17 protein-coding genes are annotated in these 23004 nt (G+C 49.6%); 10 read left to right on the forward strand and 7 right to left on the reverse strand.

Features of this window, described 5'->3' with window-relative positions; all coding sequences use genetic code 11:
• Positions 1 to 22: 22 nt before the first annotated feature.
• Positions 23 to 2992, reverse strand: coding sequence for a TonB-dependent receptor plug domain-containing protein (locus K7B07_RS05390; protein ID WP_223708073.1), 2970 nt, complete (start codon positions 2990 to 2992; stop codon positions 23 to 25).
• Between the two features lie 522 nt (positions 2993 to 3514).
• Between K7B07_RS05390 and K7B07_RS05395 the strand changes: the two genes are divergently transcribed.
• The 4 genes from K7B07_RS05395 to K7B07_RS05410 are packed head-to-tail and all read left to right on the forward strand — an operon-like array spanning position 3515 to position 8766.
• Complete coding sequence (locus K7B07_RS05395) at positions 3515 to 7495, forward strand: hybrid sensor histidine kinase/response regulator transcription factor (RefSeq protein ID WP_223708074.1); 3981 nt, start codon at positions 3515 to 3517, stop codon at positions 7493 to 7495.
• Positions 7496 to 7527: 32 nt separating this feature from the next.
• Positions 7528 to 7734, forward strand: coding sequence for an AtpZ/AtpI family protein (locus tag K7B07_RS05400; RefSeq protein ID WP_223708075.1), 207 nt, complete (start codon positions 7528 to 7530; stop codon positions 7732 to 7734).
• Positions 7731 to 8150 carry a hypothetical protein gene (locus K7B07_RS05405; RefSeq protein WP_223708076.1) on the forward strand — a complete coding sequence of 140 codons (420 nt, stop codon included), beginning with the start codon at positions 7731 to 7733 and terminating at the stop codon, positions 8148 to 8150. The genes K7B07_RS05400 and K7B07_RS05405 overlap by 4 nt, the downstream gene beginning before the upstream one ends.
• On the forward strand, positions 8143 to 8766 hold the full coding sequence (locus K7B07_RS05410) for a SprT-like domain-containing protein (RefSeq protein ID WP_223708077.1): 624 nt from the start codon (positions 8143 to 8145) through the stop codon (positions 8764 to 8766). The genes K7B07_RS05405 and K7B07_RS05410 overlap by 8 nt, the downstream gene beginning before the upstream one ends.
• 53 nt (positions 8767 to 8819) lie before the next feature.
• On the opposite strand, the gene K7B07_RS05415 is transcribed toward K7B07_RS05410, so the two are convergent.
• Both K7B07_RS05415 and K7B07_RS05420 read right to left on the reverse strand, forming a co-directional pair.
• Positions 8820 to 11090: a monovalent cation:proton antiporter family protein gene (locus K7B07_RS05415; RefSeq protein WP_223708078.1), complete on the reverse strand. Its 2271-nt coding sequence runs from the start codon at positions 11088 to 11090 to the stop codon at positions 8820 to 8822.
• Between the two features lie 171 nt (positions 11091 to 11261).
• Complete coding sequence (locus K7B07_RS05420; protein ID WP_223708079.1) at positions 11262 to 12617, reverse strand: 3-keto-disaccharide hydrolase; 1356 nt, start codon at positions 12615 to 12617, stop codon at positions 11262 to 11264.
• A gap of 143 nt (positions 12618 to 12760) precedes the next feature.
• On the opposite strand from K7B07_RS05420, the gene K7B07_RS05425 reads away from it, so the two are divergent.
• The 3 genes from K7B07_RS05425 to K7B07_RS05435 are packed head-to-tail and all read left to right on the forward strand — an operon-like array spanning position 12761 to position 14919.
• Positions 12761 to 14080: a Gfo/Idh/MocA family protein gene (locus K7B07_RS05425; RefSeq protein WP_223708081.1), complete on the forward strand. Its 1320-nt coding sequence runs from the start codon at positions 12761 to 12763 to the stop codon at positions 14078 to 14080.
• Positions 14081 to 14105: 25 nt separating this feature from the next.
• Positions 14106 to 14519 (forward strand): hypothetical protein, encoded by a 414-nt coding sequence (locus tag K7B07_RS05430; RefSeq protein ID WP_223708083.1) that lies wholly within the window; start codon positions 14106 to 14108, stop codon positions 14517 to 14519.
• Between the two features lies 1 nt (position 14520).
• Entirely contained in the window at positions 14521 to 14919 is a 399-nt protein-coding gene (locus K7B07_RS05435) for a thiol-disulfide oxidoreductase DCC family protein (protein WP_223708085.1), read from the forward strand.
• Positions 14920 to 14943: 24 nt separating this feature from the next.
• Here K7B07_RS05435 and K7B07_RS05440 read toward each other — a convergent pair whose 3' ends face one another.
• The 3 genes from K7B07_RS05440 to K7B07_RS05450 are packed head-to-tail and all read right to left on the reverse strand — an operon-like array spanning position 14944 to position 16190.
• Positions 14944 to 15321 carry a VOC family protein gene (locus K7B07_RS05440; protein WP_223708087.1) on the reverse strand — a complete coding sequence of 126 codons (378 nt, stop codon included), beginning with the start codon at positions 15319 to 15321 and terminating at the stop codon, positions 14944 to 14946.
• A 32-nt stretch (positions 15322 to 15353) separates the two neighbouring features.
• Complete coding sequence (locus tag K7B07_RS05445; RefSeq protein WP_223708088.1) at positions 15354 to 15776, reverse strand: acyl-CoA thioesterase; 423 nt, start codon at positions 15774 to 15776, stop codon at positions 15354 to 15356.
• Positions 15777 to 15782: 6 nt separating this feature from the next.
• A complete protein-coding gene (locus K7B07_RS05450; protein WP_223708090.1) occupies positions 15783 to 16190 on the reverse strand; it encodes a DoxX family protein in 408 nt (135 codons plus the stop codon).
• Positions 16191 to 16336: 146 nt separating this feature from the next.
• Between K7B07_RS05450 and K7B07_RS05455 the strand changes: the two genes are divergently transcribed.
• The 3 genes from K7B07_RS05455 (at position 16337) to K7B07_RS05465 (ending at position 20752) form a co-directional block, all read left to right on the forward strand.
• A complete protein-coding gene (locus K7B07_RS05455) occupies positions 16337 to 16981 on the forward strand; it encodes a hypothetical protein (protein ID WP_223708092.1) in 645 nt (214 codons plus the stop codon).
• Positions 16982 to 17561: 580 nt separating this feature from the next.
• Positions 17562 to 20237 carry a 4-alpha-glucanotransferase gene (locus K7B07_RS05460; RefSeq protein WP_223708094.1) on the forward strand — a complete coding sequence of 892 codons (2676 nt, stop codon included), beginning with the start codon at positions 17562 to 17564 and terminating at the stop codon, positions 20235 to 20237.
• 29 nt (positions 20238 to 20266) lie between these two features.
• Positions 20267 to 20752, forward strand: coding sequence for a GNAT family N-acetyltransferase (locus K7B07_RS05465; RefSeq protein WP_223708096.1), 486 nt, complete (start codon positions 20267 to 20269; stop codon positions 20750 to 20752).
• 24 nt (positions 20753 to 20776) lie between these two features.
• On the opposite strand, the gene K7B07_RS05470 is transcribed toward K7B07_RS05465, so the two are convergent.
• Entirely contained in the window at positions 20777 to 22999 is a 2223-nt protein-coding gene (locus tag K7B07_RS05470; protein WP_223708098.1) for a DUF4838 domain-containing protein, read from the reverse strand.
• Positions 23000 to 23004: the final 5 nt, after the last annotated feature.

Genomic DNA, 23004 nt, shown 5'->3' on the forward strand with positions numbered 1-23004 from the left:
ACATTATACTTTAAAATGAGTGTTACAGGTCTACCTTTACGCCCAGGATAAAACTTTTGGGTAAGCGCATGCCATACCCGGTATCATATCCGTTGTATTCGATCAGTTCAGGATCCTTGCCCGAATAATTGGTGAACGTGAGCAGGTTCGTTCCGGTTATGTACAGATAAATCTTTCTTATTTTATTGGCAAGCACTTTATTGGAGACCTGATAACCCAGGCTTACTGTCCTCAGCTTAAGAAATGAAGCACTTTCCATAAAAATGCTTTGATCTACCTGGTAAGGGCGCACCTGGCTCCACGGATTGTAACGTTCATAGGCATCGGGCTCCACCGTCTTTTCCCAGTAGGTGATCTCTTTGACACTCTCCAGGGTATTGGCGTTGTCTCTTTCAATAAAACCGTAATAACCGGCTGCAACCTGGTTCATCGCCTGTTTTTTCAGCGCGAATACCAGCTGAAAGCTGAGGTCAAATTTTTTATAGGCGAACTGGTTGACAAAGCCACCGCTTATCCTGGGCAGGTAATTTCCCATCAGTATGCGGTCTTTATCATCAATAGTATAATCTCCGTTCACATCCATCCATTTCGGATCGCCCGCTTTCAGGGCAATGCCCCTGTAGGTCATGGGCAGATTGGTGGCCGGATCTACCGGTACTTCACTGTCCGTATTATAGATACCATTGTTCTGCAGCAGCCAGAACTGATCTACCGCCTTGCCTACTTCCAGTTTGCGGCCGTCGGTGATTACGGACGACAGGCCATCCGGTAACGCCTTTAATTTATTCTTATTGAACCCGACATTCAGCTGTCCGTTCCAGGAGAGTCCGTGACCGTTCTTATTGCCCAGCCGGGAGCTGATGGTCAGGTCGAGCCCCGTATTATTCACTTCCATTCCCGGCTTCCATTCATAAATATAACCGGACTCTGCGGTTACCGGCGACGGGAAAACAACATTCCTGTTATCCTTCGAATACCATTCCAGGCGAAGAGCGATCTGGTCTTTCAAAACAGCGAATTCGGTTCCGGCATTCAGCTGGCTGCTGTACGCCCAGGGAATATCATAGCCGATCCAGCCATAGTTATAGGGACGGGAATAAGTACCAAAAGAATTATAAGACCCCAGGGTGGGATAGCTGGCCCAACCCAGCTGCGACAGGTATTGCGGGCCGGCACCAATGTTCTGATCGGTTCTCAAATCCCCGATCCTTCCCCAGGAAGCAAATACATCCAACCGGGAGAACAGGGCTGAATTTATTTTTGGTGCCAGGTGATATGTTCCGTCAAAAGCATAGGAGATGAACCAGCGGTTTCCGGGCTGCATGGCCGAGGACCCGTCACTCCGCACCAATGCCCCAAGATCCAGCTGATCAGAAAAACTGTAATCGGCTTTACCGTAAAAAGACATCAGGCGCTGCTGCATTTTGTCTGTAAAACTGTATACATCAAATCCCTTGGATATAAGATAGGTTCCCGGCTCTTTTTTGTTCCCCTTTACCACATTCACCTTTATATAGTCATTCGGACCATTGTACCCGATCCCGTAATTATAGCGTTGTATATCGCCGGTATAGGAAATGCCGCCCTTCAGCTTCAACACATCTCCGTTTTTCAGCTCCCTTTTAAAATTGAGCGTATTTTCAATAACCAGCCGTTGGTTAAACCCAAAATAATTGGAGGCGTAATTGCTGCCGTCAAACAGTGCGCTGTTCCAGAATATATTCCGCCGTCCTTCGTTGTAGTCGAACGCAACACGGGCATCATAATTCAGGTCCTTCAGCAACCGCGCGTTCATATCCCAAAAACCCTGGATGGAAGTAGTGGCATTGTCGTCGATGGTGTTATCATAAAAATCAAGAAAGGCATTGTAGTTATTAAGGTTCGGTGCCAGCGGGTTCTTTGAATTGGGCAGGAACTGCATTTCAGCAAAACGGTCTACAAAGCTTTTATTCCGGTCCCGGTCCAGGATGCTTCCGTTGATCATACTGGAAATGGTCAGCCAGCGGGTAGGCATCATGTTGATATAAAAGGAGCCGCTGTACCGGTCAAACTTCGTATCGTCCGCGCCCGCCACTGAACGGGTATAATCTCCGAAAAATCTGAAATTCGCCCGCTCTGAGCCACCTGTTAAACTGGCATTGACCGAGTACTGGGGTGTATTCTTGTAATAGCGGTCTGTCCAGTTGGAAGGGCCATAGTAGCTGGCATTGGACGAATCACTTAAATAGGCCGGCATGGATTCGAAATCTGCTGCGGTACCATATTTATAATAGAAAGGCAGCCGGAAATTCTTTTCATATTCCGCATTGATGGTAGTGATCCCCGGGGTTTGTACGTATCCCATATAGCTGTTGACACTCACCCTGTTTTCTCCCGCAGCTGCAGCTTTGGTGGTAATGTAAACCGCACCGTTGGAAGCAAAGGGACCCAAAAGGGCGGCATCCCTGTAATCTTTTACCACCCGGATCTGATCGATATTGTCCAGGCTCAGCGTGGACAGTAAATTATTCGCAGGGCCGGCCGGGTTTACTGTATAGGTTTGAATATTATAGATAAAGGGATTGTCCTGTATCAGGGGAATGCCGTTAACATAAACAGCCGGTTGTACATCGTACATATCCTTTATTGAAAGTACCGGTCTGGCAAGTCCGCGCAGGTACATGAACTGACGGGTTGTTCCCGGCTCGCCCGTATTTTCCTGTATATAAAGACCGGCAGCTGCTCCTTTCACATACTGGGGAACCGTGATCAGGGGCATCTTTTTTTGAAGCAGCAGCGGGACGGAATCCCCTTTTGACGCCAGCTCTGTGCCAACGGATCCGATATACCCTTCAATGTTGATACGGATGTCCGGCGAAGCTGAATCGGTTGCAGGAATAGTATCCTGAAACCAGGCAGCAGATACCGCGATCTCCGGTGCCGCAGCCCCTGCGCTGGCACGATGTGCGCCTATTCCGGCAAACAACAGGGCAGTTAATAGCAATTTTCTCATCCTCAAATAGATCATTTTTGATTTAATGAAAAACCAATACGTGGAATTAATAAATGGCGGAACAAACAGATACAGCTGTCTTTATGGCAATCATCCCTCTTTCAATTTTCTCTCCGGTAATTTTCTACACCGCAATTAATCTCTGTTCCGTGGTGTTAAAGATGCGGCCGTTCTGCTGTGAAAAAGGGTGATAATCCTGCTTAAAAAGGGGGAAAAAAGCGTTTAGTTTCAAAGGCGATTCCAACAATCTGATTATCAAAATATTAAAAACTTTTCATTTTTAAGAGAAACAGATCTGTCCTCTTTTTTACAAATAAAATACCCTTACATTTGTAGGGTTCCCCTTTTTTTAGGTTAGCGGATCGGTAAAAATGGTTGCACACCCATGTCAGCACCTGCTGTCCCCGGAGAAAATTGAACGGACCAGCTGTTTTAGAGTATATACCAATGTGTTGCCAGTACAAATATCTTAGTTGGGTAATAGCACTATTGTGCTGTTATGCCGCAGCCGGTGCCCAGAAAGTGTCCTTTACGAACCTTAATTCAGAACACGGGCTTTCACAAAATACGGTGCTGACGGTCGCTCAGGACGATGCCGGATTTATATGGATGGGTACGCGCTATGGATTGAACCGTTATGATGGCTACCGCTTCAAGGTTTATACAAACGATCCTGCAGACAGTACATCGATATCGAATAACTATATTAATACCATCTGTTACCACCCGGCCACCGGCCTCTGGATCGGCACGGAAAAGGGGCTTAACCGGTTCAATCCTCAAAAAAACCGGTTTGAAAGAATACCGTTGGGCGACAACGTGGCAACCAGCGCCCCTGTTATCGACTGGATCATAAGCGACAAAGACCGGATCTGGGTGGGCAGTTTCAATGGCCTTTATGTACTCACCGACCCCGGTAAGAACCGGTTTACCAGGGCCGATCGACTTGGCATCCTCAGCAAACAGGAAAACAAACGGGTCCGCCGGCTTTTTAAAGATTCCAGAGGATTTCTCTGGATTGCAGGTGATTCGCAGTCGGGGCCGCTGCGGATCAACCTGACCTCCGGCAGGTATGAAAAGAAATCATTTCCCATCCGGGACAAGGGCGCCGGAACTATCAGCGATAATTTTGTGACCGCTTTTTATGAGGATGCCGCAGGCGCGCTGTGGCTGGGAACGCTGAACGGATTGAACCGCTTTGATCCGGCAACCGAACAGTTCACCCATTTTTTTGCAGACGCCCGTAACCCCGATGCCATTGTACATAATAATATCCGGGCACTGGAAAGCGATGCGGCAGGCAATATCTGGATCGGCACCCAGGATGGTATCAGCATTATGGATCCGTTTACAAACCGCTGCACCTCCTATCGCTACGATGCTGATGATCCGGGCAGTCTGAGTCAGAATTCCATCCAATGCCTGTTCCGCGATGCAAAGGGCTCCATGTGGGCAGGCACTTTTTACGGAGGGGTCAATGTTGCGTACAATCCTTCGCTGAATGCTCCTGTGTGGCAACAGCGCTACTCCTTCCCCGCGATCAGCAGCAATATCATCAGCTCCATAGCAATGGACGATGCGCATAACCTGTGGATCGGCACAGAAGGGGGCGGATTAAACTTTGTCAACCAGCAGACCCATCAGATCCGGAGCTATAAAAATGCACCTGATGCAGCCGGAAGCCTGGCCTCCAACCTGATAAAGACCATTTATATTGACAGGGATAAAAATTTATGGATCGGTACGCATGGCGGTAAACTGAACCGATTTGACCCTCAAAACGGCACCTTCCAAACCTATCTCAATGAGGTCGGTGTGCTAAATTACCGCCAGGCAGAGATCCCGGCCCTTCTTGAAGATAAGCAGGGGCTTTTCTGGGTAGGCACCAGCAGGGGACTGAATGTTTTTAACCGTACGGGAACACTGCTGCAACCTGCATCCCTGCAATTCGTCCTAAAACCGCTGCTTAACGAATACATCACGGCGTTGCTGGAAGACCGGCAGCAAAATATCTGGATCGGTACGCTGAAAGGTATCTGGCGTTTTAACCGCCGCACGTCATCTATCACTGCCCTATCTTTTACCAATGCCACCGAACCGTTGAAGATCAATTGCATTGCACAGGACGAACGGGGCATCATCTGGCTGGGATTGTATTATGGAGGACTGGCAACCTATAACGAAGATCAGCACCGTTTCAGTGTTCACGGCATCACACAACACCTACCCAATAACAACGTAACCGGTATCCTTGCCGACAAGGAGAACAATCTCTGGCTCAGCACCGGCAACGGGCTGGTAAAATTCAATCCGAAAAAAAATGCGATCCGCACCTATACCATAAGCGACGGACTGCCCGGCAACGAATTCAATAAAGGCGCCTTCCTTAAAGCCCGGTCGGACATGTTATTCTTCGGCGGCATGAAAGGACTGATCGGTTTCCGGCCGGACCAGATCCCGGAAAATACCGATGCGGCACCACTGGTTTTTACCGGCCTGAAAGTACTGAATGAAACAATAGCAGTGGAAGATCCCTCCGGTATACTGCCAGACGATATCAACCACATTACCCAATTGGTACTGCCCTACCGCAACAATACCTTCGCGGTAGAATTTGCCCTGCTTAATTTTATAAAACCCGGGAAAAACCTGTACGCCTATAAACTGCAGGAAGTACATAAAGACTGGATCTATTCTCCCATACCCGCAGCAACATTTACCAACCTTTCCCCGGGAACCTATACCCTGGCGATCAAAGGCGCCAACAATGACGGGATATGGAGCACCCCCCGTTTTTTAAAGATCAAAGTGCTGCCGGCATTCTGGGCTACCTGGTGGGCCTACCTGATCTATGCAGCGGCGGGCTTTACACTGCTCTTCTTTGTGGTACGGTTCTTTTACCTGCGCGCCTTACTCCGGAAGGATCATGCCCTGCACGAAATGAAGCTGAACTTCTTTACAAACATTTCCCATGAGATACGCACCCACCTCACACTGATCCAGGCACCTATTGAGCAGATCGAACAGGAGCACCGCAAACATCCCGGATTGATGCGGCAGCTCACACACCTCAAATCCAACGCGCACCGCCTTTTGCAGCTCGTAACAGAACTTATGGATTTCAGAAAAGCCGAAGCAACAGAAATACCGCTGCACATCAGGCGGAACGATCTTATCATCTTCCTGAACGCCATATACGAATCGTTTGAGGACCTGTCACTAAAGAAAAATATACAGCTGCAACTGATACACGACCTGCCGGAAATATTCTTGTATTTTGATGAGACCCAAATGGAGAAAGTCATCTTCAACCTGCTTAACAATGCCTTTAAATTCACACCGGAAGGCGGTCGCATCGGTATGTATGTGGAGGATGGAAAAGACCGGGTAATGATCCACATTACCGACAACGGAAAAGGCATTGCCCCCGAATACCTGGATAAGATCTTTACCAATTATTTCCAGGCAGAAGACAATCCCGATAAAAACACCGGATACGGGATCGGCCTGGCACTGTCTAAATCGATCGTGGCCCTGCATAAAGGTGCGCTCCATGCCACCAGCAGACCTGCAACGAACGACACCGAAGGACTTACCAGTTTTACGGTATCCCTGTTGAAAGGTCATGCCCATTTTAAGAACACAAAAATAATACCCGGGCAGCGGCAGCACGACGAATCCGCAGGCAGCAGCAACCCTGCGGCTGCTGATATGCCCGGGCTTTCGCCGGACAGCGCCTCCTTTCATATACTGGTGGTGGAAGATAACGAATCGCTCCGCCGGCTGATCCGGGAATCCCTCCGGAATCATTATCAGATCACGCTCTGCGAAAACGGTGTGGAGGGATGGGAAGCCGCCATCCAGCAGATCCCCGATCTGATCATCAGTGACGTAATGATGCCCGAAATGGATGGTCTGGCGTTATGCAACATGCTCAAAACAGATGAGCGCACCAGTCATATTCCCGTTGTACTGCTGACGGCCAAAAGCGCGCAGACAGATCAGATCACCGGCCTCAGCAGGGGGGCCGACATATACCTTACCAAACCTTTCAGCGTACCGATACTGCAGCTGACCGTGCACAACCTGCTTTCCGCCCGCGAAAAGATGCGGCAGAAGTTCAGCAAGGAATTTGTGATCGCCCCGGTAAACACCGTGATCCGGTCGGCAGACAAAGACTTTATCGACCGCTTGGTGCAGATCATTGAAGAGCACCTGGATGACCCGGATTTCGGCGTGGATCCGCTTTCCGTTAAAATAGCGATGAGCCAGTCCGTGCTTTATAAAAAGCTCCGGGCACTTACTGATATGTCGGTTAATGATTTTATCAAATCGATCCGTTTGAAAAAGGCGGCGCAACTTTTGCAGCTAAAAAGTTACTCCATCAATGAGATCAGCCTGATGGTGGGTTTTTACGATCGTAAATACTTTAGTAAAGAATTCAAAAAGCAATTCGGGGTTACCCCAAGGGAATATATAAAAAATCAGGAGGCTGCACCGTAGATACCGCCTTTAACCTGTTTAAAACCAAAAAAATGAACCAACCTTCCCAAAATTCCTGGCTTAAATACCTGGGGCTGACCGCCCAGCTGCTGGTCCTGATCGGCCTGGCAGTATATGCAGCCATCTGGCTGGATAAAAAACTTCATGTTTCGCCGTTGTTCATAATCGTGTTACCTTTGCTGGTTTTAGGAGTAACCTTTTATAAATTGTATAAAGAAACGATCAGGAAAAAACAATGACTTCATCCAGCGCCAAAGCCGCCATCAAGATCCCCATACGGTTGATGATCGCCGTATTTGTGGTAATCAGCGGTATTTTTATCTTCGGAAAAGAACCTTTACAAAAGAACAATATCGACACTACGGTAGTGCTTGCAGGCAACCTGCTGCTTTTTTTGATCAGCCTGCTGAATATCATCCGGTCGGCAAATGCCATCGATAAACCCAACCCACAGGTATTTGTGCGTGTATTTTACGGCGGTTTCATCATCCGTCTGTTTGCCTGCGCGGTAGCTGCTTTTATTTATATTTATACGCAACAGGGGCGTATCAACAAACCGGCATTGTTTATCTGCCTGGGCATTTATATCATCTATTCGCTGATAGAGACCACTACCCTGAAAACCATATTCAATAATAAAAAAAGAGATGCCTAAGAAACAGGTTCCCATGGGGCAGCTGGCAGCTTATCTTCCGGACGATACCTATGCGTCCGTTCTGGCCTACCTGGAACAGTACAACGTGCATCTTACCATTGCCAAAAGCCGTTCCTCGGTTCTGGGCGACTACCGGCACCGGGCAGCAGCGGAACATCATCGTATCAGTGTGAACGGCAACCTGAATAAATATGCCTTCCTGATCACCCTGCTGCACGAACTGGCGCATCTTATCACTTTTGAGCAATACGGCAACAAGGTAATGGCCCACGGCCGGGAGTGGAAAAGCAATTATGGCCGCCTGCTGGCACGCTTTCTCGAAAGAGCCGTGTTCCCTCAGGACATCGCACTTGAGCTCCAACGCTCCCTTCACAATCCGGGCGCCTCCACCTGCGCCGAGGAGGGGTTGCAGCGTATCCTCTACCGGTACGATGAGCGGAAACAGCATCATTACCTGGTGGAAGAATTGCCGGAAGGCGCTTTGTTCGCCCTTCAGGACGGGCGTGTTTTTAAAAAAGGAAGGAAGCGCACCAAACGCTATGAATGCCAGGAAATGAAAACCGGTAAACTGTATTTATTCAGTCCGGTTTATGAAGTATATGCCCCGCAGGACTAGAATGGCGAGCTGTCGGCCATGAGCTTTACGCTGACAGCTGAACGCTGATAGCTTTATTCCACGATCAGCCGCTGCAGCCGCTTCCGGTCACCAACGATCCAAACAATATCGCCCCATTCAAGAACCGTCGAAGATTCCGGGTTCAGTATCCGGCCCTTTCCCTTTTCGATCCCCACCACCAGTCCGTTGGTACGTTCGCGGAGGCCCGACCCGTGTATGGTCTGCCCTTTCAGCTTGGTATGTTCATCTACCAGTATCTTTTGCAATACGATATCGGAAATATCCATCTCTTCATTTTCGAGCACTTCCTTTGCTTCAAATACCGGTTTAAAGGCCGCCAGCTGATCATCCGTGGTAAGGATACCCACCCGGTCAAAAGGCAGCAACCGGTTGTTCCGTCCGGGAGTATGGATGATCTTCTCCCCCCGCTTGATGTATACGATATTGATCCCGAACCGCTCCCGCCACAGCAGGTCCTTAAAAGCAATACCAATGGCGGTCGCCTGCGGGCTCACCTCCATTTCCACGATGTGCGCATCCCATGCTTCCAGGTTGGAGCGCATTTCCTTATTCTTTTCCTGCAGGTTATTTTCTACAGCATTTGCCTCCGCCGCAACGGTCTCGCGTTCATTTAAATTGCTGATGAAACGCCGTTCCATGCGCTGGTAAAATTTCTGGATCCTTTTGGAGAACAGTATCAGTACCAGCACGGTAAAAGGGATACCCACCAGCAGCGCAATACGGGCGGGCACCAGCGTATTCACAAAAATGGCCATAAACAAGATACCCATTGCCACACGCAGCAGCTCTACAATGAACAGGGGCCCGCGGTTGTATTTCTTATCCACCCAAAGCTCTTTATACGCCTGGTTCTTGGGCTTCCCTGCCATAAAGGCCCAGAAAAAAGGAGCGGCGGCAGCCAGGGAAACGATCAGCACCACGATATTGCGCAGGTATCCGCTGGCGATCCGTTCATTGATGAACGGCAGCAGGAAATTCTTGCTCAGCAACAGCAGCGCCACCAGGATGATCGAATTGGTGAGCAGGATCCGCAGATACGTCTTCAGTACAATTTTCCAGTCGCTCTCCGCCTGGATCTGCTGGGTACTTGAAGAATACCGGTTGATCCGGTTCACCCATCTGTCCGGCAGCATTTTTATCAATCCGTTATAAATAGGTTCGGAGAACTTGATCAGATAGGGTGTGGTAAAGGTGGTAATGGCCGAAGCGCCCACGGCGATCGGGAACAAAAATTCGGAGATCACACCCAATGATAAACCGAGTGTGGCTACGATAAACGCAAATTCCCCGATCTGCGCCATGCTCATCCCTACCTGCACCGACTGCTTTAAAGGCTGACCGGATATAAGTGCCCCGATGGTGGTGCTGATCATTTTCCCGAACAGTGTAAGCAGCGTGATCCAGCAAATAGGTGCGGCGTAAGCTGCAATCGCCTTCGGGTCGATCATCATCCCTACCGAAACAAAGAATACCGCACCAAACAGATCCTTCACGGGTTTTATCAGGTGCTCTACTTTTTCGGCCAGCGTGGTCTCCGCAATGATCGATCCCATTACAAAAGCTCCCAGCTCTGCAGAAAAACCAACTTCTGTTGCCAGTACCACCATTCCCAAACACAGTCCCAGCGCCAGTATCAGCAGGGTTTCCTCATCCAGCAGTTTCCGGGCCACCCGCAAAAAGGTGGGCAGCAGGAAGATGCCGACAATAAACCACATTCCCAGGAAGAACAACAGTTTTGCTACAGTGTAAAGGATCTGTGTTCCTTCAAAATTTTTCGTAACGGCAACTGTCGACAATAATACCATTAATAAGATCACTACGATGTCTTCTACCACCAGTATGCCAAAAACGATACGCGCAAACTGTTTTGTTTTTACTCCCAGCTCGTCAAAGGCCCTCAGGATAATGGTAGTAGAAGAGCTCGCCAGCATACCGCCAAGAAAAAGGCTGTCCATAGTGCTCCACCCCATCAGCTTTCCCGTAAAATAGCCCCCGACGGTAATAAAGATGATTTCCGTAAATGCAGTGATCGATGCCGTACCCCCCACCCGGACCAGCTTTTTAAAACTGAACTCCAGACCCAGGCTGAATAATAAAAAGATCACCCCGATCTCCGCCAGTGTTTTTACATTTTCCTGGTCCACCACATTGGGGGTAAAAATAAAATGAGGACTTACCAGAAATCCCGCAATAATATATCCCAAAACCAGGGGCTGCTTTATTTTCCGGAACAATAAAGTAACGATTGCTCCCGCAATCAGGATCAGTGCCAGGTCTTCGATCAATTTTGGTAAATGCCCCATATATTTAAACGTTACGCGCTTTCAGTTTGCGGAAAATATAAGCATTTTCTGGCAGAAAATGAAGACTATTTACAAAAAAATCATACGCGGAAATGGCCGTGCCGGCAACTCCCCAACAAAAAAGAGCAATCCGTTTAATGATTGCTCTTTTGCCAATACGATTCTTAGTTGTTATTTTTTCAATTCCCTGATCTTAATGCTCCTGAAAGAAACCCGGTTGCCATGGTCCTGTAACAGGATATGCCCCTGCGGTGCCATTCCGAAATTGGTCCATCCTTTATATTTACTTTTGGCAACCAGTGCTTCAAATTCGGCAGACCCTCTTTTATATTCCACCATCTTCCAGCCGTTCAGCCAGTGCTGTACTGTATTATCCGGGTACACGATCACCATTCCCTTATTCCATTCACCGATGGGTTTGCGCGCGCGCTTTTCCCGGTTTGAAGTGATCAGGTCATACAGGGAAGAAAGGGTCCGGTTGCCGTTAACGCCCAGCTTTGCATCAGGATGCCGCTCATCATCCAGCACCTGGTATTCCAGGCCGATGGCCGAACCGCCGGTCTGTTCTTTTTCGGTAACAAAATATTTCACACCGCTGTTGGCACCTTCGGTCAGTTTAAAATCAAACTCCAGCACAAAGGCACTGTACTGTTTGTCGGTTACAATGTCGCCGCCATTCTGTGATTCTTTTCCCTGTGAGGCCAGTACGGTGATTTCACCGTTATTCACTTCCCATCCTTTGGCCGGAAATGCTTTTTTATGAACGCCCCTCCATCCGGATGTTGTCTTGCCATCAAACAGCAGGCCGAACCCGTTGTGCTTTTCGGCATCCGACAGGTCATTCGGGATCATATTTACCACGAATGTTCCGTCCAGCGGCGCCGGTTTGAGATCGGTTGTGCGGATACGGATATTACGCCAGCGGATCTGTCGGCCTTCATCTTTTTTATTTCCGATGCCATGTACCTGCAATGCAATAAATCCTTTGGGTGTCATATCATCAACCAGGTAAGCACAGGGGATCCCGTTCACCCAGGTGCGCATGGTGTTGCCAATACATTCCAGCCGGATCTTATTCCAGGCACCCTGACGGAAGGCCGTCTTTGCCGCTGGATTCAGATCCAGCGGGTACAGCCAGTCACGGCGCGCCTCATCATAGATACCGCCGGTCCAGCCCCTGGGGGAAGGATCGATCTCAAACTGATACCCATGTACCCGGCCGTTCTTATAGGCCGCGTTGCTTTCGCTGCGGAACTGTACACCGGAGTTCATGGTACTGTCTACCTTGAATTCCAGTTCAAGAATAAAATCGCCATAATCCTGCTCGGTAACCATAAATGAATTGGGCTGCCCGAATACGGTCGTTCCCACGATCTCACCCTGCTCTACTGTATACCTGGCTTTGCCGTTCAGTTGTTTCCATCCCGTTAAATCCTTCCCGTTAAAAAGGTCTTTCCATCCTGAGCCCTGGGCTGCTGCTGTAAGCATACACACTGCACAGCCTGCAAGCATCATTAACTTTTTCATTGCTTATTTTTTAAAAGAATACCGGCTAAATTAGCAGCTTTCCGCTAAAACAAAGAAATTAACTCTTCAAACGTTTTCGTAAATCCGGTTTTGATAAATACCCTATATTCGTTTTCATTACCACTCTTTACAATTATTGCCAGATGAGCACAACAAGACGCATCTTTATAAGAAATACAGGATTGGCTGCCGCAGCGGCCGGGTTGGGAGCCCTGATCCCGCTGGAGTCGCTTGCAGCGATCAAAAGAGCTGTATCACCTAATGATAAGATAGGTATCGGCGTGATCGGGCTGAAAGGCATGGGCTGGTCCGACCTTTCTTCCATGCTGAAAGTACCGGAAACACAATGTGTGGCGGTTTGCGATATTGACGATACGATTCTACAGCAACGCCTTGCCGACCTCGCCAAGCTGAGTCCGACGAAACCTGCGGTGTATAAAGATTACCGGAAGCTGCTGGCCAATAAGGATGTGGATGTGGTTATTGTGGGCACACCCGATCACTGGCATTGTCTGCAAATGACCGATGCCTGCGCAGCAGGCAAAGATGTTTACTGCGAAAAGCCGCTGGCCAATTCCATCTTTGAGGTGCAGCTGATGGTAAAAGCAGCAGCCCGATACAACCGGATGGTACAGGCAGGACAATGGCAGCGCAGCCAGCAGCATTTCAAGGACGCGATCGCTTTTGCGCAATCCGGAAAACTGGGGCGTATCTCTTCGGCAAAAACCTGGATGTACCGCGGCGGTTCTGTTGCGTTGCCGGTAGTACCCAACACACCGGTTCCCGCGGGCGTGGATTATAATATGTGGTTAGGCCCGGCAAAAAAAAGACCGTTCAACAAGAACCGTTTTCATTACGAGTTCCGCTGGTTCTGGGATTATGCCGGAGGATTGATGACCGACTGGGGAGTGCATCTGATCGACATCGTACTGATGGGTATGAAGGCAGACGCGCCGAAATCGGTGATGGCCACCGGCGGAAAATTTGTTTTCCCGGATGATGCCAGGGAGACGCCTGACCTGCAGACCACCCTGTATGATTTCGGAAATTTCCAGATGAGCTGGGAACACAACCTGGCCACAGGTGTGGGACTGTACAACATGCAGCATGGCATTGCCTTTATCGGCGAAAACGGCACCCTGCTTTTAAACCGGGGCGGCTGGGAAGTACGGCCCGAAAAAGACAAGATCGAGGCCGTTGCCTGGACCAGGTCCGTGGACAATGGACTGAACCTGCACACCGCCAATTTTATCGACGCGGTAAAATCGCGCAAAAAAGAAACCCTTCATTGCCCGGTGGAAGCAGCCGCTACCGTGGCCATTGCCAGCCATATGGGCAATATAGCTGTGCGGACGGGACAAAAGATCTACTGGGATAAAATGAAGAACCAGTTCAATGTGCCCGCTGCAACACAACTGGTAAAACCGGTGTATCAAAACGGCTGGAAGCTGCCGCAGATTTAAGCGTATCTTTGCAAAAAGAGATACGATGAATTATTTGTGGGGGATATTGATTGTTGCAGCCCTTGCGGGATGTGCAGAAAAAACAATACCGGCTACCAGTGCCAACGGCGCTACATTCAGCGCTGCACTTCACGAAAAGATCACCTACGGAGATCTCACCATCGCGGTATCAGGCATCCGGGAGAGCAGGTGCCCGATGAACGCCCGCTGTATCCGTGCAGGAGAGGCCATCGCAACCCTGGCTTTGGAAGGCAGCGCAGACACACTTTCACTTTGTACCGGCCCCGATTGCCGCCTGCAGCAACGCACCGGACAGGACACCATTACATCCGGCAATCATCAGTACGAGCTTACTCTCAGCGATATTGTTCCCAACCCTGCAAGCACGCTCAAAAAAGGCCTACAAAAGGCAGTGTTTGCTGTTCGTAAATTGCAGTGATATGCAAACAAACCATCCGGTGATATTATTTGATGGGGTCTGTAACCTGTGCAACAATACCGTTCAGTTTGTTATCCGGCACGATAAAAAAGACCGGTTCCGGTTTGCTGCTTTACAGTCACCCGCAGGGCAACAACTATTACAAGAATATGCCCTTCCCCATTCTTTCGAATCATTTGTATTGCTGCAAAACAACCGGGCTTATCGGCGATCGGCCGCAGCACTAAAGGTGGTACAGCAATTGGGCGGACTATGGCCGCTGCTGGCTTTCGGATGGGTGATCCCGGCTTTCCTGCGTGACCGGATCTATGATTTTATTGCACGCAATCGCTATAAATGGTTTGGCAGGTCCGGTCACTGTATGATACCGACACCGCAGCTTCAGGCCAGATTCCTTTAACAGCGCCGGAGAGTTGCTGTGCGCTTATTTCATGGCGGTCAGCCACCACACATTCCCGAACGGATCACGCACACCTCCGCTGTAACCATAATCGCGTTGCGCCAGCTCATCGATAACGGTACATCCGTTGTTCACGGCCTTTCGCATCGTTTCCGCGGCGTCCTCCACATAGATGAACAGGTTGGCCGGTGCCGGATCGTACCCTTCTGTTACATCCGCAAAAAGAATATTGCAGCCATTGATCTGTACCTCAGCATGCATGATCTCCCTGCTGTCGGCGTCCCGATAGCTCTTAAAGATTTCAATAGCGTTAAATACCCGTTGTGTGAACCCGATAAAGTCCTCCGCCTTCAGCAAAATAAGATAAGGCATCAGCGGCTGGTGGCCTTTTGCTACTTTCATAAGATCTGTTTTTAAAAGGAACAAACAAAGAACTACTTTGTTGCAGTTTCAAAATAAGGGATCAGTGCCGCCCGCAGCGGATCCGGCATCACTGTCCGCTTCATGGTCCGGGCCTCCATAAAATAAAGCACCACATGTCCTTTTGCCAGCAGCGCCTTCTCCTCATTATAAGCCTCCTGGTGAAACACGATACGATGGCCCTCCGGCAACTCATGCAGATTGGCCGTTACAGTGATCAGGTCATCATAGGTGGCCGGCCGTATATACCTGCAATGCACTTCTATCACGGGCATGATGATACCCATGGACTCCATGGCCGCATAGGTAAAACCCAGGTTACGGATGGACTCTGTTCGCGCCACCTCAAAATAATTGATATAGTTGCTGTGATATACGACGCCCATTTTATCGGTATCGGCATAGCGGACCCGGAGCTGTGTTTCGGAAAGGAACATGGGAAATTATTTACCGATTGCTTTATCAACACTGTATTTGCCCGGCCCGATGATGAAGAGTGTCAGGAACACCGCGAGGTATACCGCGGCCAGCTCGCCATCCCCGAAGATCTTCCCGTCATGCGCTATAAAAAGCGCCACACACATACACACGATCAGGGGAAGGGTTGCCAGGCGGGTCAGCAGCCCCAGGACGATGAATAACGCACAAAAAAACTCTGCAAAAATGGTTAAAGAAAGGGAAGCCTTCACCCCGATATGGAACGGATCGGCAAACCCTTTGGCAGCCATCGCATTAAATCCTGTTAGTTTTTTTAATCCGTGTGCCGCCATTGTACAACCCGTCACCACCCGCAGCAATAAGATCCCCAGCGCCACATGGTTATCCCTGTACTTCGTACTGATAAATTTCATCTGAATATCGATTTATAAACAAACATAGGGTATTTCTTTTAGCGAAACAATCCGCCAGGACGGATTGACCCGCTCCGGACATTCGTACCGGTTTTTTCCCGGATAATCAGAGGAATTGTATATTCGTTCCCACAAATCATCGCATCATGTTTTCTATCTTATCCGCATATCTGTACCAGGAGAAAAAAATAAGTATACCGGGGATCGGCCGTTTTGAACTGGCGCCTAAAAATGCGGCTGCGGGTTTTGATGCGGTGGAAGCTCCTGCCTGGGAAATAAGGTTCACAGAGGACAAAGCGGCAACCGCTTCCGAAAACCCGGACAGCTTTTACACGTTGCTGGCGGCAAAGGAAGCCATCAGCAACGAAGAGGCACGGCAGCAGTTTGAAGAATTTGCAAGGAATACACAGGTAAAGCTGAATGACCAGGAAACAGTGGTGTGGGAAGATGTGGGGATCCTGGAGAAGCCGGATTTCCGTGTTGTCTTTACTCCACAGACCGTAACCCTGTCTCCTTTTTCCGGTATCACAGCGCAGCGTGTCATTCGTGAACACGCCAGTCACCAGGTACTGCGGGGCGAAAACGAAACAAGCTCAGAAGCTATAAGAGAGGAAATGCTGGCAGCCGGCGAAAAGAGAAGTACCGGGTTAAAAATAGCCTGGATCGTCCTGGCGGCAACAGCCGTGATCGCGGCCCTGTTCTTTTTGAAGAATGGCTGCAGCCTGCAATCAGCAGCCAATCAGCAAAAAGCCACTATACAAAAACCGGCAGATACATACGAGCTCAAATAAACCGGGAACCGTTTCCGCTGACCGTACCTTGATAAAGAAAGCCCGGCTGTAATGTAGCGGCCAGGCGACTTCAGCGTCGGGTGTCGCTCATAATGCTGTTCCGGCCAATAGAACAAGAATTGAATAATTCCCTGTCATCATCGTACCCGTCAACGGCATCAAGTCAGAATGCTCTTTATTCGCATAAAAAAAGCTGCCTTTTTGGGGCAGCCTGTTATAAAATCGTAAGGATGGCTTAAATAATATCCATTGCCTTTACAAAAAAGGTAGTCACAAAAGGAAGCGCAAGGGTCAGCCAGGGGTTATGGCTGAAGATTAAATACAGAAAAAAAGCAGTGGAAAGGAAAAACAAGATCCACATTAACCCTTTATTTTTTGATGCTGCTGTCATTCTTAAAATTTTGCACAAAAATAAGGGATGCCGCCAATATTAAAAAACGAATCTTGGGCAGATAGCCACCGGTCAAAAAAGGTGTATTTTTTTTGAATGTGTATCAAATACACATTATCTTTATAAAAAAGATTAACGATTATTGAATAAAACCTGTTACTTGCCGGTTCTTAGAAAATTTTTTGATACATGAAAGTTCAGTTTACTATCCGGTTCCATACCCGGTACGGAGAAAGCCTGTGGTGGTGCGGCATGGATACCGCTTTTAAAGAGGGTGATTGGACAGACCCCGTCCCGATGAAATACCTCAGCTATGATTACTGGACACTGGAGCTCGACCTGGACGCAGCCACCCTCAGCCGCCCCCTGTCCTATTATTACCTCTTTCAGAACACCGAAGGAGCCTTGATCCCTGAACAGAAAGGTACCCGCCGGGTGCTGCTTCAGGAACACGGTCAGCGGCTGGTTATCTATGATACCTGGATGGCTACCGATTCCATCGAAAATGTGTTTTATACAGCTCCTTTCCGGGAAGTGCTGCTGCCTTCGGGAAGCAACCCCGCCGGGGCCCTGCCACCTGGCACTAATTATACGTTCAGCATCAAGGCCCCGCTTGTAAAGGAACATGAAGCGGTTTGCCTGCTGGGCAGCATACAGGAGCTTTCGGGCTGGGACACTGCAAAACCGGTATTACTGAACCGGTCAGAGGACGACTGGATCGTGCAGTTGTCCATTACGTCTTCACTCTTTCCTTTTGAATACAAATACGGGATCTACGATACACGGCAACAGCACTTCATCTGCTTTGAACAAAAAGAGAACCGGATCGCTGACCACCCGGCAAATGCGACCGATGTTGTGATGCTGCAGGATGGTTTTATAAAGCTGCCCAACGATGCCTGGCGCGGGGCGGGAGTGGCGATTCCGGTATTCAGCCTGCGCAGCGCCGCAGGACTGGGTATCGGCGAGTTCAGCGATCTGAAGCAACTGGCCGACTGGGCACAGCAGACCGGTTTAAAACTGATCCAGATCCTCCCGGTGAATGATACTACGGCTACATTTACCTGGCGGGACTCTTATCCCTACGCTGCGATCTCGGCATTTGCACTTCATCCGATTTATCTGAATATGGAAGCAGTCGCCGGTGATAAAGCCCCGGAACTGCTGCAGGAGCTCCTGCCGGAGAAAGCACGGCTGAATGCACTTTCCCACATCGATTATGAAGCGGTCTTAAAAATAAAGATCCATACGCTTAAGAAGCTGTTTGAATTACTTGGTAAGGAACAGCTGAAGTCCAAAAATTATAAACAGTTCTTTGCCGCCAACCAGCACTGGCTGCAGCCGTATGCGGTATTCTGCTATCTGAGGGATAAATACAAAACGGTAGATTATTCCAAATGGAACAGTCATACCGTTTATGACCCGGCGGCCATAACCGAAATTTTTAAAAACAACCCGGTAGTCAGTTTTTATTGTTTCCTCCAGTATCACCTGCACCTGCAGCTGAAAGATGCGGTGTCTTATGCGCATCAGAAAAGTGTTGTTCTCAAAGGGGATATTCCCATCGGGGTATACCGCTATGGAAGCGATACCTGGATGGCACCGGAGCTTTATCATATGGAACTGCAGGCCGGAGCACCGCCGGATGACTTTGCCATAAACGGTCAGAACTGGGGGTTCCCGACTTATAACTGGCCACGTATGCAGGAAGATCATTTCAGCTGGTGGCGCAGCCGGTTTGAACAGATGAGTCATTATTTTGATGCCTTCCGTATTGATCATATCCTGGGTTTCTTCAGAATCTGGAGCATTCCGCTCGACGCCGTGCAGGGCATTATGGGATATTTTGATCCGGGCATTCCCCTGTCCGCGCAGGAATTTTATGAGCGGGGCATTCAATTCAATGAGGACCGCTTCTGCACGCCGTTTGTAAACAATGTGGTGCTCAACCAGCTGTTTGACGACCGCGCCGGATTCGTAAAACAACAATTCCTCGAAACCGGGAACGGATTTGATTATACGTTTTTACCGGAATTTGACACGCAGCGCAAGATGGAGCACTGGCTTGCCTGCCAGGAGGATGCCATTGGCAATGAGCTGAAGCAGGGATTGTTCCAGCTGCTGTCGAATGTACTGGTGTTAAGACAGCAACTAAACGGGCAAACCGTCTATCATCCCCGTTTCGGCCTGGACCGTACCCTGTCCTTTCAATCGCTTCCGCACGACCAGCAGCTAAAACTGAAAGAGCTGTATACCGACTACTTTTTCCGCCGCCAGGATCAGTTCTGGAAACGGGAATCACTGAAAAAACTGCCGGAGCTGAAAGCCGCCACCAATATGCTGATCTGTGGCGAAGACCTCGGCCTTGTTCCCTCAAGTGTTCCTGAAGTAATGCAGGAGCTCGGTATTCTCAGCCTGGAGATTCAGCGCATGCCCAAGCTACAGGGTCTGAGGTTCTTTGATCCGGCCAATGCCCCCTACCTGTCGGTGGTCTCTCCTTCCACACATGATATGAGCACGCTCCGCGGCTGGTGGGAAGAGAACAGGGAGCAGACCCAATATTTTTATAATGAATTGCTGCACCTGCAGGGAGAAGCCCCGGCCACCTGTGAAGGGTGGATCAACCGGGAGATCATCCGGCGTCACCTGCAGTCTCCGGCAATGTGGTGCATCTGCCAGCTGCAGGACCTGCTGGGCATGGATGAAAGCATCCGCAGAAAGGACCCCTCAGAAGAGCGGATCAACATACCGGCAGACCCGCATCACTACTGGCGTTACCGCATGCACCTGACATTGACCGAACTGATCGAGAATGTTCCGTTCTCAGATCTGTTAAAAGATATGATCAGCTCCAGCGGCCGCTGATCACCATGAACAAATAGTATATTTGTGCTATGAGCACCGTTTTCATCAGGCCCGTTGAAGAAAAGGATAATATTGAACTGGCTACGATCATCCGTACCGCATTTTTAGAATTCAACGCTCCTACCCGGGGTACCGTATTTGAAGACCCCACCACCGACCGTCTGTCGGACCTGTTCGGTGCCCCCCGCTCGGTACTGTGGGTGGCGGAAGCAGGAGGACAGTTGCTGGGATGCTGCGGCATTTATCCAACAGAAGGATTACCGGAGCATTGTGCGGAGCTCGTAAAATTCTACCTGTCCGGGGCCGCCCGGGGCAAAGGAGCAGGCAAATCCCTTTTTAATAAATGCCTGGAATCCGCCACAGCATTAGGTTACAGCCAGGTTTACCTGGAAAGCCTTCCGCAGTTCAACACCGCCGTTGGAATGTATGAGAAACTGGGCTTTAGAAAACTGGATGCCCCCATGGGCAATTCAGGACATTGCGGCTGCAATATCTGGATGTTGAAAGACCTGTAGCGGTTGGGTACGCAGGAGCCCTTTTTAGCGGACCCAGATCTCATCGGTTGCAATGATGGGTTTGCGGGTGCGGCTGAAGCGCCACTCCGGCAGCTGCTCCCGGTTTAGGGCCGTTATTTTAAGATATCTTGCGCTTACAGCACCTGTAAAACGCACCGCATGCCGGCGGATCTCAAAATCTTCTTCCGGTAACGAAAGCTGCTGCCTGCCATACTCCCGGTAATGCACATTATCATCCGAAACCTGGACAACAACCGAAGCCGGAAGAAAGATCCAGTGCCGCTGGTCTTCGAGGAAATTTAATTCAACCTCCCGGATATCCGTTACGGTTCCGAGGTCTGTCACTGCTTCCAGGGGTACCCCTGCAAAACAAAGCCAGTTATAGCTGAAATCCAGATATCCCGGTACGCCATCCGTAAGTGTCCGCTCCTTTTTTGCAGGATATTCCGGCACATAAGGATATTTTAGTGTAACCGCAGCACCCAGTGCCTTGTTATCCCTGACACCGTTCTCAAAAATGGACTGCCATTCTTTTTGATAAGCTGCCGGGCTCATTCCTCCTTCCGACAGTTCCTTCACATTATACGCATTGCAACGTTTTACAAATCGGTTCACCCGTTCTTCAAACCCCTTATGCACCTGCCAGTCGCCTTCCGGCGTGCGGTAAAAGATCCCGTGCTGCCCGATCCCGTAAAAACGGGATTGCTGCAGATACGTATATTCAAGCGACAGCTGTACCCGCTCCACCCGTTTGAGCAAGACCGGATCCGGTTCGGCGGCCGCCTCAGCTTTATCCAGCAGGGAACTGTAGACATCCATCAGTGCAGGTGTCAGATAGCTGTTATGATCATTGACAATATTTCCATAAATATCCAGCGGTACTTTTTCCTTTTCTGCCGCGGCTCTCAATGCATCCAGGTATTTTTTTATATACGGAGCGGCGTTGCCATAATACCCCTTTATAAACGCATCAGCAACAACAGTGGCGTCCAGACCCGGATCCCATAAAGCTTTGGCCAGCAGGTAGGACTTCAGCTCAGCCATATCGCTATAGGTAGCACCGCTTCCCTGTGCAAAAACGCCTTTGACCTGTTGTTGCTGAAAAAAACGGACTCCGGGCATCAGCGCCGGAATATCGGGAAAAGGCGCCAGGTAATTCGTGAACTGGGTATAATAATCCCATACGAATACATTCGGTGTTTTCGCGATCCAGCCTGCAAGATTTTTTCTGAATGCCGCTGCAGAAGGCGCCTCCCCTACCGGCTGCAGCCGGTAGGCATCAATATTGCTCAGCAGGATATAGACATTTTTTCCGGGAACCGTTTTTAAAGGCGGGCGGGCGGCGTAGGTATAGGCCAGCGTGGTAAACTTCTTATCCGGAAAAGTGGCCGCGATCCGGTTCACAAACCGGATCAATGAGCCCTGGGGCCCTCCGTCAACCGCATCTGCTTTCCTGCATGCATCGCATTCGCAATACCCGATATCATCATTCGGACTCACCGACCAGTACAAAGCATCGGGATGTGCCGCAAATGCTTTCTTCAGACTTTCAGCGGCGATCTGAAATACGGTATCATTGGTGAGGCAGAGCTGCAGTGGCTGCCGCTTTCCATTGAAGTAGGAATAATATTCCGGATGGCTTTTAAAATAAATGGCCGGATCCACCAGTTTATTGAAGCTGTGCCCCCAGATCCCCCAGAGATCTTCCAGCTGTTGCAGTTTATGCCAGTCGAGGTACTCAGGGTCTGTTTCTCCAGGATAATAAACTTCCCGGTATTCAAAAGCGGGCCGGCCCGTTTTATGAAGCTGCCCCGGCAATAACAATTCCTTATACTGCGGACAATAAGCCGGTTCGCCGGCGTTCCACTTCCTGCACCCCAGGAAATTTTCAATAAAATCATAAACACCAAACAGCAGTCCGCGCCGGGCGCCCCCCTTTATTTCCAGCAGCGGCCCTTTTACTTCAATAGTAAACTGCTCGGGCTGCAGTGCTGCCCGGTCTTCCGACAGCCGGATGGCTTTGCCGGCAATCGCTGATGATCTTTCGATGGGCAATTTGCAGGTAGTGGTGCGCACCAGGTAATCCTGCAGGATCCCCGCAGCTTTTTCTTCGGCAGGACTTGCACCCCGGGAAATCACAATGCTGTAGGAAGAGCTGCCATCGCGGACCAAAACAAGGCCCCGTTCATTCTGTGCCTGAACCTGCTGCATAAAAAAAACAATAATAAGGTAAACGATGTTCTTCATAACGA

It is taken from the genome of Niabella beijingensis (assembly GCF_020034665.1).
Classification (GTDB): domain Bacteria; phylum Bacteroidota; class Bacteroidia; order Chitinophagales; family Chitinophagaceae; genus Niabella; species Niabella beijingensis.

Bases quoted from the DNA above. Each gene is read 5' to 3' on its own strand.
- K7B07_RS05455 (WP_223708092.1), top strand. From the start codon at position 16,337: ATGTTTTCTATCTTATCCGCATATCTGTACCAGGAGAAAAAAATAAGT.
- K7B07_RS05400 (WP_223708075.1), top strand. From the start codon at position 7,528: ATGAACCAACCTTCCCAAAATTCCTGGCTTAAATACCTGGGGCTGACC.
- K7B07_RS05440 (WP_223708087.1), bottom strand. From the start codon at position 15,321: ATGAAAGTAGCAAAAGGCCACCAGCCGCTGATGCCTTATCTTATTTTG.
- K7B07_RS05460 (WP_223708094.1), top strand. From the start codon at position 17,562: ATGAAAGTTCAGTTTACTATCCGGTTCCATACCCGGTACGGAGAAAGC.
- K7B07_RS05430 (WP_223708083.1), top strand. From the start codon at position 14,106: ATGAATTATTTGTGGGGGATATTGATTGTTGCAGCCCTTGCGGGATGT.
- K7B07_RS05450 (WP_223708090.1), bottom strand. From the start codon at position 16,190: ATGAAATTTATCAGTACGAAGTACAGGGATAACCATGTGGCGCTGGGG.
- K7B07_RS05405 (WP_223708076.1), top strand. From the start codon at position 7,731: ATGACTTCATCCAGCGCCAAAGCCGCCATCAAGATCCCCATACGGTTG.
- K7B07_RS05445 (WP_223708088.1), bottom strand. From the start codon at position 15,776: ATGTTCCTTTCCGAAACACAGCTCCGGGTCCGCTATGCCGATACCGAT.
- K7B07_RS05470 (WP_223708098.1), bottom strand. From the start codon at position 22,999: ATGAAGAACATCGTTTACCTTATTATTGTTTTTTTTATGCAGCAGGTT.
- K7B07_RS05420 (WP_223708079.1), bottom strand. From the start codon at position 12,617: ATGAAAAAGTTAATGATGCTTGCAGGCTGTGCAGTGTGTATGCTTACA.
- K7B07_RS05425 (WP_223708081.1), top strand. From the start codon at position 12,761: ATGAGCACAACAAGACGCATCTTTATAAGAAATACAGGATTGGCTGCC.
- K7B07_RS05415 (WP_223708078.1), bottom strand. From the start codon at position 11,090: ATGGGGCATTTACCAAAATTGATCGAAGACCTGGCACTGATCCTGATT.
- K7B07_RS05390 (WP_223708073.1), bottom strand. From the start codon at position 2,992: ATGAGAAAATTGCTATTAACTGCCCTGTTGTTTGCCGGAATAGGCGCA.
- K7B07_RS05435 (WP_223708085.1), top strand. From the start codon at position 14,521: ATGCAAACAAACCATCCGGTGATATTATTTGATGGGGTCTGTAACCTG.
- K7B07_RS05410 (WP_223708077.1), top strand. From the start codon at position 8,143: ATGCCTAAGAAACAGGTTCCCATGGGGCAGCTGGCAGCTTATCTTCCG.
- K7B07_RS05465 (WP_223708096.1), top strand. From the start codon at position 20,267: ATGAGCACCGTTTTCATCAGGCCCGTTGAAGAAAAGGATAATATTGAA.